10 protein-coding genes are annotated in these 14,152 nt (G+C 49.2%); 1 reads left to right on the forward strand and 9 read right to left on the reverse strand.

The window, feature by feature from the left end; translation table 11 throughout:
* Position 1 precedes the first annotated feature (1 nt).
* From mraY to mraZ, 7 genes are read right to left on the reverse strand one after another with little or no spacing between them, the layout of a single operon-like run.
* Positions 2 to 1,084: a phospho-N-acetylmuramoyl-pentapeptide-transferase gene (mraY, locus tag ELR70_RS22615; RefSeq protein ID WP_054014815.1), complete on the reverse strand. Its 1,083-nt coding sequence runs from the start codon at positions 1,082 to 1,084 to the stop codon at positions 2 to 4.
* Positions 1,078 to 2,481 (reverse strand): UDP-N-acetylmuramoyl-tripeptide--D-alanyl-D-alanine ligase, encoded by a 1,404-nt coding sequence (murF, locus tag ELR70_RS22620; RefSeq protein ID WP_054014816.1) that lies wholly within the window; start codon positions 2,479 to 2,481, stop codon positions 1,078 to 1,080. Before murF ends, mraY begins: the two co-directional genes overlap by 7 nt.
* Positions 2,478 to 3,956 carry a UDP-N-acetylmuramoyl-L-alanyl-D-glutamate--2,6-diaminopimelate ligase gene (locus tag ELR70_RS22625; RefSeq protein WP_128064725.1) on the reverse strand — a complete coding sequence of 493 codons (1,479 nt, stop codon included), beginning with the start codon at positions 3,954 to 3,956 and terminating at the stop codon, positions 2,478 to 2,480. Before ELR70_RS22625 ends, murF begins: the two co-directional genes overlap by 4 nt.
* Complete coding sequence (locus tag ELR70_RS22630; RefSeq protein ID WP_054014817.1) at positions 3,946 to 5,760, reverse strand: penicillin-binding transpeptidase domain-containing protein; 1,815 nt, start codon at positions 5,758 to 5,760, stop codon at positions 3,946 to 3,948. Before ELR70_RS22630 ends, ELR70_RS22625 begins: the two co-directional genes overlap by 11 nt.
* Positions 5,757 to 6,077: a cell division protein FtsL gene (ftsL, locus tag ELR70_RS22635; RefSeq protein WP_054014818.1), complete on the reverse strand. Its 321-nt coding sequence runs from the start codon at positions 6,075 to 6,077 to the stop codon at positions 5,757 to 5,759. Before ftsL ends, ELR70_RS22630 begins: the two co-directional genes overlap by 4 nt.
* The gene (gene rsmH / locus ELR70_RS22640) at positions 6,077 to 7,012 is read right to left on the reverse strand and encodes a 16S rRNA (cytosine(1402)-N(4))-methyltransferase RsmH (protein WP_054014819.1); all 936 of its coding nucleotides are present in this window, start codon (positions 7,010 to 7,012) and stop codon (positions 6,077 to 6,079) included. Before rsmH ends, ftsL begins: the two co-directional genes overlap by 1 nt.
* Positions 7,013 to 7,033: 21 nt before the next feature.
* Positions 7,034 to 7,492, reverse strand: coding sequence for a division/cell wall cluster transcriptional repressor MraZ (gene mraZ, locus ELR70_RS22645; RefSeq protein ID WP_046004813.1), 459 nt, complete (start codon positions 7,490 to 7,492; stop codon positions 7,034 to 7,036).
* A 444-nt stretch (positions 7,493 to 7,936) separates the two neighbouring features.
* Between mraZ and ELR70_RS22650 the strand changes: the two genes are divergently transcribed.
* The gene (locus tag ELR70_RS22650) at positions 7,937 to 10,930 is read left to right on the forward strand and encodes an EAL domain-containing protein (RefSeq protein WP_082353155.1); all 2,994 of its coding nucleotides are present in this window, start codon (positions 7,937 to 7,939) and stop codon (positions 10,928 to 10,930) included.
* A 154-nt stretch (positions 10,931 to 11,084) separates the two neighbouring features.
* Here the strand turns inward: ELR70_RS22650 and ELR70_RS22655 are convergent, their stop codons facing one another.
* Both ELR70_RS22655 and ELR70_RS22660 read right to left on the reverse strand, forming a co-directional pair.
* On the reverse strand, positions 11,085 to 12,800 hold the full coding sequence (locus tag ELR70_RS22655; RefSeq protein ID WP_054014821.1) for an alkaline phosphatase: 1,716 nt from the start codon (positions 12,798 to 12,800) through the stop codon (positions 11,085 to 11,087).
* Between the two features lie 98 nt (positions 12,801 to 12,898).
* A complete protein-coding gene (locus tag ELR70_RS22660) occupies positions 12,899 to 14,092 on the reverse strand; it encodes a cation:proton antiporter (protein WP_054014822.1) in 1,194 nt (397 codons plus the stop codon).
* Positions 14,093 to 14,152: the final 60 nt, after the last annotated feature.

Here is a 14,152-nt window from a genome sequence, read left to right on the forward strand (position 1 = left end):
TTTAGCGGATCTTTAAAGTTGCCAGTCCCGCCAGCACTAATATGATGGAAATAATCCAGAATCGCACAATTACCCTGGGCTCCGGCCAACCTTTTAACTCATAGTGATGATGAATGGGTGCCATACGGAAAATCCGCTGACCACGCAGCTTATACGAGCCAACCTGTAAGATCACAGATAAAGCTTCCATGACAAATACCCCACCCATAATTAGCAATACCAGCTCCTGACGCACTAAAATGGCAATGATCCCGAGCGCCCCACCGAGCGCAAGCGAACCAACATCACCCATGAAAACTTGAGCCGGATAAGTGTTAAACCACAAAAAGCCAAGGCCGGCGCCAACAATTGCCGTGCAAACCACCACTAACTCACTCGCAGAGGCTATATGAGGAATATGGAGGTAATTTGCAAATACGGCATTTCCTGTTACGTAAGCGATAATTGCCAGTGCCGACGCCACTAAAATGGTCGGTACTATGGCCAGGCCATCCAGTCCATCCGTCAGGTTCACGGCATTCGACGTGCCTACCAGCACAAAATAGCTCATCACCAGATAAAACAAGCCCAGTTGAGGCAATACGTCTTTGAAAAATGGCACGACGAGCACAGTTTCCGACGGATCAGAAGAAGTGAAGTAAATAAAGGCCGCGACCGAAATAGCAATCACTGACTGCCAAAAATATTTCCATCTGGCTATCAAGCCTTTGCTGTCTTTGCGTATTACTTTACGGTAGTCATCGACAAAACCGACAACGCCCAGCGATCCAATCACAAACAAAGTAATCCAGACATACTTATTGCCAAGATCACCCCAGAGTAAGGTGCTGGCAAAAATAGCGCCCAAGATCAACAACCCACCCATGGTTGGGGTGCCTGACTTAGATAAGTGTGACTCAGGACCATCATCCCGAACTGTCTGGCCAATCTGCATCCGCTGTAACGCGCGGATAAGCTTTGGCCCGAAATATAAAGAGATCATTAACGCGGTCAGGATCCCCAGGATCGCACGCAGCGTCAAATAGGAGAAAACGTTAAAGCCACTGTAATATTGCGTAAGATATTCCGCTAACCAGGCTAACATGGGCGCCCCTCTTCACTGTCAGAGCTATTATTGGATGCTTGCTCGACTGCAACCAGATCTGCAACCAGTAGCTCCATACGGGCACTGCGTGACCCTTTTACGACCACGGTACAAACCTCATCGCGTTGTGCCAGTAATTGTACAATTGCCTGCAGCATATGCTCTCTTTGTGAGAAATGCCGATTGGCAGTTTCAAATACATCGCTGGCATAACGGCTCAGCACACCTAATGAAAACAGCGCATCAATGCCTTTTTCTTTGGCATATTCACCCACTTCTTCGTGATACCGACGCGCCTCTTCTCCCAGCTCGCCCATATCACCTAACGCAAATACACGATAACCCGGCATGCTGGCTAACAAATCAATAGCCGCTTTGACTGAACGAACATTCGCGTTATAGCTATCATCAATGACCCGCAGCGTATCTGATACCTCGATCAGATTAACACGCCCCTTTACCTCTGCCATGGCTTCCAGCGCCAGTTTGACATCTTCCAACGTCGCACCCAGCTGCACGGTACAAGAGGCTGCTATCAGGGCATTCATAACGTTGTGCTCACCAGGTAAAGGGAGTGTGATGGTGACGCGTTGTGTACCCTGACACAGTGTAAAAGTGGCACGGCCCAGTGTATCCAGAGTGATATCTTCTACCCACAGATCAAGTTGTTGTGTCATGGAGAATCGGCTGGTACGTTGTGTTGTCAGGCTTTGCTCCCACATCGGTGCAAAGCGACAGTCACAGTTCAACACAGCAACGCCGTTTTCTTTCAGACCGGAGAATATTTCCCCTTTGGCCTGCCCAACCCCTTCAATCGAGCCAAAACCCTCAATGTGTGCTGGTGCCACATTACAAACGACCGCAACATCTGGATTTACCAGAGCACTGGTATAAGCAATTTCACCGATATGATTTGCGCCCAGCTCTATCACGGCGAACTCGTCGTCTTCGCTGAGGCGTAATAACGTCAGCGGTACACCAATGTCGTTATTGAAGTTACCAGCGGTGGCTAACACTTTGCCCAACTGCGACAAAATGGCCGCAGACATTTCTTTCACAGTGGTCTTGCCGACACTCCCTGTAATGGCTAATGTTTTTGGCGCGACCTGCCGAATCACAGCCTGACCGAGTTGCCCCAATGCCTGCCGTGTATCTTTCACCACAAACTGCACAATATCAACGTCTACCGGATGGTCAACAATGGCGGCAATCGCGCCTTTTTGCTGCGCCTGGGCAACAAATTTGTGGCCGTCAAAATTCGGCCCTTTTAATGCCAGAAACACTTCGTTTTCGCTAATTGTGCGTGTATCTGTATTTATATTTAAAACACTGCGGTTTTGCCCGTCAAAAGGGGCCTTCAGTACATCCGCAAGCCAAGAGAGATCCATCTTGATCATGCACTTTCCCCTGATAATATTTTCTGAGCCCAGCCAATATCACTAAAAGCCAGACGTTGGTTACCTATAATCTGATAGTCCTCATGCCCTTTACCGGCGATCAGAATCACACTGTGTTGATCGGCGCTCCGAATTGCGTCACGTATGGCACTCGCCCTATCAGGCTGACAAAGAGCATACTCGGGCTTACTGAGCCCAGCCTTAATGTCTTCAATTATTGCTAATGGATCCTCACCACGCGGATTGTCACTGGTGATCACCACGGTATCTGCATATTGTTCAGCCGCCTGCGCCATTAACGCACGCTTGCCTTTGTCGCGCTCACCACCACAGCCAAATACACAAGTTACTTTGCCTGGTACATGCTGCTGCAGCGCCTGAAGCGCCAGCGCCAGCGCATCGGGTGTATGGGCATAGTCGACCACACAAGTTGGCTGCCCGACCACTTCAATTGCCTGCATTCGGCCGGTTACGGGTTGTAATTGCGCAGCCCCTTTAACCAGCTGAGTCAGTGGTATACCCTGAACCAACAATACAGCAAACGCTGCACTCAGGTTGTACAGGTTAAACTCTCCGAACAAAGGCGTGCTAACCTCGGCATCGCCCCAGCTGGTGTGCAATCTGACATGTATGCCCTGACTGTCAAACCGTGCATCACTAAAATAAACAAACTGCTGCACAGTCTCGCTCAGCGTGACATCAGCAGGCTTGCGACCAAAGCCTATTGGATGAGCAATTTTACCTGCGCTTAGCCAATCTTGTGCCCAGGGATCGTCAATATTCACTACCCCGTAGTTTGGCTGGCAGTCAGTAAATAGCTGTAGCTTAGCCTCGGCATAGCTTTCCATTGTGCCATGATAATCAAGATGGTCGCGGCTCAGATTGGTAAATACCGCCACATCAAACTGACACTGTGCAACCCGCCCTTGTACCAACCCATGAGACGATACTTCCATGGCAGCCAGTTGGTAGCTGTGACGCAGCTCGTTCAAAATGCGTTGCAAATCAACATGAGACGGAGTGGTATTGTTCAATGGCGTCAGCGCATCTGGAGCACCATAACCCAGCGTGCCAATCACCGCACCAGGTAAGCCACACGCACTAGCCAGGTGTGCAATCATTGCTGTCGTGGTTGACTTACCATTAGTCCCAGTAACACCTACGAGCTTCAGGATACGACTGGGCTCACCATAAAATGTCGCCGCTAGCAGAGCTACTTTGTCTGCCAGTGCATTAATCCGTAATACTCGTTCATCTTCTACGTCGAGGGCACAGCTTGTATCGGCCAATACCACAGCTGCGCCACGCTTTAGCGCTGCACCGACATATCGGCCACCATCTTGCTGATGACCCCTAAGTGCAATAAAGCAATCGCCCGGACACACATCTCGGCTGTCCAGGCGTAAATTGTTAACTGATATAGCAGGGGATGACACCCCAATATTAGCCAGTGCAAGGCTCAAGTCATGTATCATTATCAGGCCTCGACAGATAAGCGACACGGTCTTTGTCCGGTGCCACATTTAAAATTCTCAATGCATTGGAAACGATTTCGGCAAATACCGGCCCCGCCGTATGACCCCCATAATACACATCACCGCCGGGTTCATTGATCATCACAACCACCGCAAGACGGGGATTACTGACAGGCGCAACACCAGCAAAATAACCGACATATTCGTCGCCATACCCGCCAGCAATAGCCTTTTCCGAAGTACCGGTTTTAGCAGCAGCCCGATATCCATCGACTATGACATTCGAGGCCGTCCCGCCTTTTTCAAACACCGACTCCATCATCTCGACCACAGCCAGTGCATCTTCTTCACGGAACAGGCGCTCCCCGGGTACAGGTCCATCCTGCTTCATTATGGTCAGTGGTCGGGAAATCCCGCCGGCACCAAAGGTGGCGTACAGTCTGGCGACCTGTGCAGTACTGACTGAGACTGCATAGCCATAAGACAAAGTCGCAATTTCGAAGTCAGACCAGCGACGGTTAGGGTAAAACAGGCCCGAACTTTCACCAATCATCATAGTACCCGTATCTTCGCCAAACCCAACCTGCTGATACAGGCCAACAAAATATTCTTTAGGCAGCATCTGGCTGATTTTAGCCACCCCCATATTGCTGGAAATCTTAAGGATTTCGCGCAGTGTCATTTCCCCATGATTACGCTCGTCTTTGACCAGACCGCCATTAAGACGCATCCAGCCCGGATAGGTATCTATGGTGTCATCCGCCTGGATCACGCCATGGTCTAACCCGGCCAATACAGCCAGTGGCTTAAGCGTTGAACCCGGCTCAAACAGATCGGTTATGGCGCGGTTGCGGCGTTTATACGGCGCCGCATCACTCATATCATTGGGGTTGAAGCTTGGACTATTAACCATGGCCAAAATTTCGCCGGTGTGTACATCGACTACCATCGCCGAGCCAGACGTTGCCTGATAAGTCAGTACTGCCGACTTCAGGGCCTGATAAGCAATAGCCTGGATCCGTAAGTCAATACTCAGGTGTACATCTTCTGGCTCTACGCGTTCCTCTTCGGCCAAAACCTGAACCTCGCGCCCCTGTGCATCCTTACGTATAGTGCGACGGCCTTCAGTACCAGTCATAGCCTTATCGTAAAGCTTTTCAATGCCTTCGATGCCAATGCCATCAATATTAGTGACGCCCAATACATGGGCTGTGACTTCCCCATTGGGGTAATAACGTTTCGACTCGTCGAGTAAGTGGATCCCGGGAAGGCGCATCTGACGAATATAGTTGGCCACCGCAGGCGTGACCTGACGCTTTAAATACACAAAGCGACGCTTAGGATTGTCGCGCAGGCGTTTATCTATCTTTTCTTGTTTGATTTGCAGTACATCTGCCAGTTCCCGCCAACGCACTTCGTCCCGATAAAAAGCGTGTTTACGAGCACTCAACTCTGCTGCGTTGTCGGCTAGTGCCTGAGTATCTTCACCATTACGGCGGGCTTTTCTCAGCACCTTTTTCGATAATGCCTTATCCAGCGCCTTAGGATCTGCATAAACACTGACCACAGGCACACTGACCGCCAGTTCCTTGCCATTGCGATCGAAGATCATCCCACGTTGTACCCGCACAGTCTCAACCCGTACGGTGCGCTTGGCATTTTCAGAACGTGCTTTATCAGGCTCAATCACCTGCAAATAGGCGGCACGCGCGATCAGTGCGGCAAATACCAACACCAGCATCACGCTAACCAACGCAAAACGCCAGCTGATTAAATTGACTGTGGTCTTTTTCGCCGGGCTCATGGTAGTACGATCACCTGTTCTTCTTTACTGGTTGGTCGCTTCATCTGCAACTGGGTTCTGGCCACTTCTTCAATTCGTGCATGTTGCGAGTAAAACTCCTCTTCAACTAACAAGTAGCGCCATTCCAGATCCAGTTCATCTCGTTTTTGTAATAATTTATCCTGTTCAATCAGTTGCTGGCGGGTTAGGTGGGTCACCTGCACCACCGCAAGTGCCGATCCTAAGGTCAATGCCAGCAACAAAAACGTCAGCTTGTTGGCCAGTAACAACTGGCACATTTCTAAAAATAATTTGGGCTGACGCTGATGCTTTTTCATTACAGTTTCTCAGCAATTCTCAGCACTGAGCTACGCGCTCGTGGATTTGCATCAATTTCTGCCTGACTCGGCTTGATGGCTTTGCCTACAGCCTTCAACGTCAGATTTTGTTTAAGCTGTGCATCAGTGAGGGGTAAACCGCGTGGCACAGCCTCACCTTTACTTTGTTTTTTAATAAATTGCTTAACGATGCGATCTTCCAGCGAATGAAACGAGATCACCACCAGGCGCCCACCCGGTTTTAATACCGTCAATGCAGCCTGCAATGCTGTCTGGATCTCTTCCAGCTCACTGTTTATATAAATACGAATCGCCTGAAAGGTGCGGGTAGCAGGGTGCTTATGCTTGTCTTTTACCGGCACAGCTTCATCAATCAGATCCGCCAGTTGCTTGGTTGACGTGATCTCAGTGTGGGCTCGGGTTTCTATGATTTTGGTGGCAATACGACGGGCAAATTTTTCCTCGCCATATTTTTTGATCACAAACACCATGTCTTCCAGCTCGGCTTCCGCTAACCACTGTGCGGCGCTGCGCCCTGCTGTGGGGTTCATGCGCATATCCAGCGGACCATCTTTCATAAAGCTAAAGCCACGCTCGGCATCATCAAGCTGCGGTGAAGAAACGCCGATATCCAGCAAAATGCCATCAACCTGCCCCAGCAGACCGGCATCACGGGCAACGCTCTCAATGTGAGAGAAGCGATTGTGGGCAATACTAAAACGCGGATCATCAGCAAATTTCTGCGCTGCGGCAATCGCATGCGGGTCCTGATCAATGGCCTGCAATTTGCCTTGTGCGCTCAGTCGCTTGAGTATTTCACCCGAGTGACCACCGCGGCCGAATGTGCCATCGATATAAGTGCCATCAGGTTGGATATTCAATGCATCCAGCGTTTCAGCCATCAGCACTGAAATATGTTGCCATTCTGTCGCCATAAAATTTGGTTTTCACCCCAGTTATAAAGAAAAGTCGTCAAGCTCAGGGCACGCTTCCACGTCACCACTGCGCTCAATCTCAGTATCGGCCTGCATTTGTTCATACCAGCGCGCTTCGTCCCAAATCTCAAACTTATTGAGCAGTCCGACCAGCATTAGCTTTTTGCCAAGGCCAGCATGAGCACGAAGCGTGGGCGCCAGTAAAATGCGACCATTTTTGTCCAGCTGGTATTCTTCCGCATGCCCTAAAAGCATGCGCTGCCAGCGTCGGACTCTGGGGTTGGTGTTGGATAGCCGTTGTAATCTGGATTCAATTTCGCGCCACTCAGAAAGTGGATACAGCCACAGGCATGGTTCGTTGATCGCAATAGTGCAAATCACAGCGCCCTGTTCTTCAGACAGCAGTGGCTGGCGATACCGAGTTGGTATCGAAAAGCGCCCTTTGTCATCGAGGCTCAATGAGCTTGCGCCGCGGAACATACTTACCCGCTTGGCCTGCTACGATAAACGAATCTTTGATCCAATTTGATCCACTCTAACCCACATTTTCCCACAGGATGACAGTCTAGGGCTTGACAAGCCTTTTTGTCAAGTTGGATCACTCACCTTGACTGGCCTACAGGCCAGAAAAATCGCGGGTTTTACGGAACTCCATGAAATCGGTGGGAAAATGTGGGCAGACTAATAATTCGAGATCTTTTGACCAAAAAACGTACCTAATTTGACTACTGTAGAATATTTCATTCATGAGATTTTTACGCCAGATGGTGTTACCAAAAGGCCGAAAATTTAATAACTCTCGACTAGTATTTAGGTTAAACGGGTTGGTTAAAGCGCGCTGCGCTTGTATCATGCCGCCACCTCATAACCAGGCGAGTTTGTATTATTAAAGAAATATCAATAAAACAGCGATTTTACCGATTGATGCTAGTGCTCAGTCTGCCTGGGTTTTTATTGATCCTGGCTCTGCTATTTGCACAGCGAAGCAATATGCTACAGATGCAGGAACAACAAGCGTTAATGTATGCCAACCAAGTTGCCACACTGCAACATGCTGAAATTGCCTCAACACAACGATTGCTGCAGCAATTAGCCTATCAGCCAAGAGAGTTGCAACACCAGCCAGGCGTATGTCCACAGCTGCTATCGAGTGCACAGCATCTGTCACCCAGCTTTGCTAATTTTGGCCTGGCTACGCCGGATGGTAATGTCACCTGCTCGCTATCTCGAATATCAGGTCCGATTTCGATTGCCGATCGCCCCTACTTTCAGCAAGCGATCGATGAAGGCACATTCAGCATTGGTGAGTACCAGCATGACAGAAGTATTAACAGTGCAACACTCAATTTTGCTCACCCCGTCTATCAGGACGGACAGCTTGCCATGGTGATCATTGCCGTCAAACGCCTGTCGCACTGGAGCCGCTCGCTATCCAGGCTGACGCTGCCGCAGGGTACACGTGTGATGGTGGCCGATCATACCCGCGCGATTGTCGCAGAATACCCTTACAGCAACGCGCCTTTAGGCAGAGCCGTTAGCGAAGACTGGCCCGAAGACCTGAATGAACAGGCGGTGCTGCTCAATGATGCTAACGGTCATCACCATGTTTACATTCGTCTGCCTTTGCTTGCAGCACGAGGTGAGCTGGCTATTTATTTCGCTTTCCCCTTTGAAGATGCCTGGCAACAAACACAGCGCCACTTCGCCTTGGTTTTAAGTAGCTTTTTTATCTTGTTGTGCCTGCTTATCTGGCTGGCCCGCTACCGCCTGCACAAAACTCTGTTACAACCACTGACACAGTTCCGACAGGCCATTGCCGCGCTCGCGCAGGGGCGCACACTGGATCTCACCAGCCATACTATGCCTCAGGAGCTGGCCGTACTGGGCGAGCATTTTGAAAACATGGCCAACGTACGCCTGCAAACCGAGCAGCAATTAACGCATAAACATACTGAACTACAAACCTTGCTGTCGGCACTACCCGATAGTTACTTACGCGTTGATGCTCAGGGCCAGGTGCTTGCCAAGCATGGCGTACTAGTGCAGCAGGGCAATACACTGAGTGAGCTATTTCCCCATCATATTCATAAACGGATCCGTGTTGCACTGACACTACTCAAAGAGCAGTCCCACCTGTTACTTGAATACACACAGGGCGAAAACCAGCAGGGCTATGAAGTCAGAGTTCAGGGCATGAGCCATGCTGAAGAGGCCGTCATTGTTATCCGAGATATCAGCCATCGCAAGCAACAGGAAGAAGCACTGAATCTGGCAGCACTGGTTTATAACAACTCAAGTGAAGGCATGGTGATCACGGATGCCCATGGTTATATCCTCGATGTGAATCGCGCCTTTACTGAGGTAACAGGGTTCTCTGCACACGAGGCAATAGGCAAAACCACCGCAATCCTGAATTCAGGCAAACACGATCGTGCCTTTTACCGCCAAATGTGGCACGCATTAAGTGATACCGGACGCTGGCAGGGCGAAATTATTAACCAGAGAAAAAATGGAGAACTGTATACTGAATGGCTGACTATAGATACCGTCTATGATGAACAACAGGAAGCCTATCGCAGAGTCGCGATTTTCACCGATATAACCGACAATAAACTCAAAGATGAGCAACTTTGGCGACAAAGTCACTATGACTCATTAACCGATCTGCCCAACCGGACCAGTCTTAAAAAGCACCTCAATAATCTGCTGGCTGAGCCAGGAAAGCAACTAGCCATACTGTTAATGGACATTGACCATTTTAAGGATATCAACGACACCCTGGGGCACTACTACGGCGATCAACTACTCACCCTGGTAGCCAGAGCATTGCAATCACTTGAGCAAACCGGCGTCACTCTTTCGCGGATCGGCGGTGATGAATTTGTCATCATTTGTGAGCACTGCAATAGTGAGGCAAAAGCCATCGCCCTGGCAGAGCGGGTTCAGCAAGTATTTAAACAGGACTTTGTTTTGGATGGAGAGTCCTGCCATGTGGGTGCCAGCATTGGCATTGCACTGAGCCCCCGTGATGGTGACAGTAGTGAGTCATTGCTAAAAGCAGCCGATCAGGCCATGTATAGAGCCAAAGATCAGGGCCGTAACGGATACGCGTGTTTCGACTCGACTTTACGTCAGCAGAGCGAGCAGCGCCTGTTGATGCTCAGAGATATGCGCCAGGCGCTATCTGACGAACAGTTTGTGATGTACTACCAGCCCATTGTAACCATGCAAGATCAACAGATCCATAAAGCCGAAGCCCTGATCCGCTGGCAGCATCCCGATAAAGGCATGATCAGCCCCGGCCACTTTATCCCACTCGCGGAAGAAACTCAGCTGATCCATCAACTGGGAGAGTTTGCCTTCCAACAAACTCTGCAAACACTCAGCCGCCTGCAACAACGTCATGGTGCGTTCCAGATCAGTCTGAACGTATCGCCGGTGCAGTTCAACGCCAAGCACACCAGCCTGCTGAAGTGGCAAGAACAGCTCCACAACGCCAATTTGCAACCCGAAGACGTGGTCATTGAAATCACTGAAGGCCTGATGATGCAAGGAGAAGGCCGCAGTCAGGCACGGCTTGGTCAGCTTATCCAGCAAGGCTTTTCGGTCGCGCTGGATGACTTTGGCACCGGCTATTCATCGCTGGCGTATCTTAAGCAAATGGACACCGACTTTATCAAAATAGACAAACGCTTTGTTGACGGCATAGAACACAACGAAGACGACCTGGTGCTGTGTGAAACCATGATCATGATGGCGCATCAGCTAGGTCTTAAGGTCATTGCCGAAGGCATAGAAACCGCCACGCAACATGAACTACTCAAGCAAGCAGGCTGTGACTATGGCCAGGGATACTTTTACGCCAAGCCTATGAGCCAGGCAGATTTGGAGGCTTTGTTGTTAGATAAATCACAGTAGCTGAAATAAGTTGCGCTACTGTAACCCATTTTAAAGCGCATCCGAGAGGGCCTTGTTTTCGGTAAAACAAAAAAGGCCACTGCACTGCAGTGGCCTAACAAGATCTCCAGATCTTACATGTTTGTTATTATGGATTATCCTTAAAAGTTAGTACTTACTCTGCGTCTTGTAAACCCAGCGCTTTGATCATCTTAGTACCGATGTCGACATGGTGTTGCAGCGTAGAGAACTGCTCAGTCACGCCCGCCGGACCAAAGGCATAGACAGGTACTGGAGCCGCAGTGTGCGTACCTGTGCCCCAAACTACGTTTTGTTGCTTCGCCACTACACGACCGATTTTTGCAGTAAAGTCTTCTGTGTCATATACATAGAAATCGGAGAAATCTTCAAATTTAGGCAATGGGTAGTTGCTGCTATTCAGAGCGTCTGAGGCATTCACTTTTGCAGCTTCTTCTAATGTCACTGTGTATGGCGTGTATTTCTCAATAGCCTCTTTCCATTGCTGATCTGTCGCATCGGTGTAGTTGTAATCACCATTCACTTCACCCAGCACGTCGTAGAAGGTGCCCACTTGTCCATATAAGGTATCCAAAATGCCCAGCCCACCAAAGTTAAACTTAGGCTTATACTCGGCGCCATTCATACCATCACCTGGTAACAATACGCCTTCTGGCTTGTTGTGGCTTGAGTAACTAAAACCAAAGCTGCCGGTTTCATGGTCAGCGGTGACCAATACCAACGTATCTGTACGCGCTTTAGCCCACTCATGAACGGCTTCAACAGCTTCATCAAACTTCAGCAGTTCGTTCAACATCCAGCCGGCATCATTCGCATGGCCTGCCCAGTCAATCTGACCGCCTTCGATCATCAGGAAGAAACCGTCTTCATCTTTAGACAGGATATCCAGTGCCTTAACCGTCATCTCTTTTAGAGACGGCTGCGTACAGCTGTCATCTGCTTTACAGTCTCTGTAAGCAATGCCATCTGCCATACCCGAGTTGGCAAACAAACCAAGCAGTTTGTCAGTATCCGTTTTTGCTAACTGCGCCTTATCAAACGCCAATGCATAGCCATGCTTTTCTTTTGCTTCAACAACAACATTACGGTCATCACTGCGCTTAGATTTTTTATAGACACTGGCAGGCATACCCAGACCTGCAAGTACCTGTTGGTCAGCAGCATCTTCTTTAATATCAGATGGGATAAATACGCGTGCACCACCAGAGAGCATGACATCAACCATGCCACTTTCAACCATTTCAACGGCGATTTCAGGTTCTAAGGAACGATGTGGTTGGTGCGCTGCAAAGGCCGCTGGCGTTGCATGTGTTAGGCGAGTATCAGAAACCAGACCTGTCGCTTTACCGGCTTTTTTCGCTTTTTCAAGAATCGTTTCAATGATGTAGCCCTGGTCATCCAGGCCAATCATCTCTGAGCCCGATGCTTTACCAGTCGCCAGCTGAGTTGCTGAACACGCCGAGTCTACAACCAGGCTGCCATTTGCACCATGAGGTGCGTTCAGAGACAGACCCAAATGACCACCAGCAGCTAGCTTAGACAGCGCAGTTTGGTTGTTTTTAGTATTATATGTTGAGTTAGGTGCACGGCGAGCATACTCTTCCAGTAAACCAACCTGCTGGGCACCCATACCGTCGCCAATCATCAGGATTACATTCTTAACCTGAGTCACGGGAGTCGGAGGCACTTCCACCTCTTTTACGACTTCAACTTTTTTTACTACTTCTTTTTCAACTTCGACTTCTTTTGCAACTTCGACTTCCTTTACGACTTCAACCGTTCTGGTGTCGTCATCGTTACATGCGGTCAATAAGACGGCAGATACCGCCACTGCTAATAGCTTTTTATTCATTGTAGTGTTCCTAAAACGTAATCATCTGAGCCGCGGCACAGTTTAGGGACACTTGATGACTTTTTTATTTCAGATGGGTGACACTTTGTGTAAATGCACTATTGTTTTTTCATCAAAAAAGAGCCTGCAAGATGGCCACTTACACCAAAGATAAAAATACTTAGCAGTACCGTCGCAGCGGTAATTTTCGTCAATAATAAACTATACGTTAGGCTGGAACCCAACAGCATCAGACTCAGCACTACAGAGGCAAGCCCCTTGGGCCCAAACCAGGCCAGCGTCACCTGTGCTCGCCAGTCCAAACGAGTCGGCATTAACAGCAGCATGACAGGAATAAAACGAAACACGACGACAGCCAGCAAAGCATAAAGCCATACCTGCCATTCAAAAGCAGTAAACAACAACACACTGGCGCTGATCCCAAAAATGACCCACAGGACATAGGCGGCTAACTCTGCTATTTGTTCACTTTCCTCTATTAATTTGTCTTTAAAGGCATCACGAAATCCATAGTCAAACAACAAGCCGCTGATAAACACCGCAATAAAGCCGCTCCCCCCCAATAGCTGAGTAAGCGAAAAGATGGCAATAGCAATGCCGATAAATAAAAACGGGCTGCTTTTAGCGGCAAAAAAGTGATGGTGGTAGGTCAATTTTATCAGCCATATGGCGACAACAGTTAACACTAATGCAACAGCAAGTGCAATCCCAACCTCCTGCAAAAACAGCATCAAAAGTGAGTCTCCTGAAGGCTTTTGAGTATGAAGGCCGCTGCTTAATAAAAACAGAAAAACAGGTACACACAAGCCATCATTCAGACCACTTTCGACATTGATGGCCTCACGAAGGTTCGCTGGTACTTGTTTATCCTGAATAAAGCTCTGACACAGCGCAGCATCAGTCGGTGTCAACATGATGGCCAAAATCAGTCCCGGTAACCAGGGCAATGAGAGTATCCAATGTGCCCCAAGCGCGGCCAGACCCATAGTCAGAGGCAATGCCAGCAGTAATAACAGGGGAAGTTGATAAGAGTGCAACAATACTCTGAGCCGTGTTTTTGCTGCGTCAGAGAAAAGAAAAATGGCCAGGATCAGCTCCACCAGCGGCAAAAACTCACGCAAGTTCTCCAGACGCAGAGACAGTGATCCCTGGAAGTACCATCCCAACGCACAGCCAAACAGCACAAACCACATCGGCCCGGTAAACTCCGCCCGCTTCAGCTGGCGAATAGCAATGGAATACAAGAAAATAGCCAGCCCCAGCCAGGCCAGCACCAGATAAGCTTTTTCCATTTAACGCCTCCTTGGCACTACCAGAACCAACATATGTATTCAGTAATGTAGCGATGAAAC

The sequence above is a fragment of the Pseudoalteromonas sp. R3 genome (assembly GCF_004014715.1).
In the GTDB taxonomy this organism is placed as follows: domain Bacteria; phylum Pseudomonadota; class Gammaproteobacteria; order Enterobacterales; family Alteromonadaceae; genus Pseudoalteromonas.

Bases quoted from the DNA above. Each gene is read 5' to 3' on its own strand.
- mraZ (WP_046004813.1), bottom strand. From the start codon at position 7,492: ATGTTCCGCGGCGCAAGCTCATTGAGCCTCGATGACAAAGGGCGCTTT.
- ELR70_RS22660 (WP_054014822.1), bottom strand. From the start codon at position 14,092: ATGGAAAAAGCTTATCTGGTGCTGGCCTGGCTGGGGCTGGCTATTTTC.
- ftsL (WP_054014818.1), bottom strand. From the start codon at position 6,077: ATGAAAAAGCATCAGCGTCAGCCCAAATTATTTTTAGAAATGTGCCAG.
- ELR70_RS22625 (WP_128064725.1), bottom strand. From the start codon at position 3,956: ATGATACATGACTTGAGCCTTGCACTGGCTAATATTGGGGTGTCATCC.
- murF (WP_054014816.1), bottom strand. From the start codon at position 2,481: ATGATCAAGATGGATCTCTCTTGGCTTGCGGATGTACTGAAGGCCCCT.
- mraY (WP_054014815.1), bottom strand. From the start codon at position 1,084: ATGTTAGCCTGGTTAGCGGAATATCTTACGCAATATTACAGTGGCTTT.
- ELR70_RS22655 (WP_054014821.1), bottom strand. From the start codon at position 12,800: ATGAATAAAAAGCTATTAGCAGTGGCGGTATCTGCCGTCTTATTGACC.
- rsmH (WP_054014819.1), bottom strand. From the start codon at position 7,012: ATGGCGACAGAATGGCAACATATTTCAGTGCTGATGGCTGAAACGCTG.
- ELR70_RS22630 (WP_054014817.1), bottom strand. From the start codon at position 5,760: ATGAGCCCGGCGAAAAAGACCACAGTCAATTTAATCAGCTGGCGTTTT.
- ELR70_RS22650 (WP_082353155.1), top strand. From the start codon at position 7,937: ATGCTAGTGCTCAGTCTGCCTGGGTTTTTATTGATCCTGGCTCTGCTA.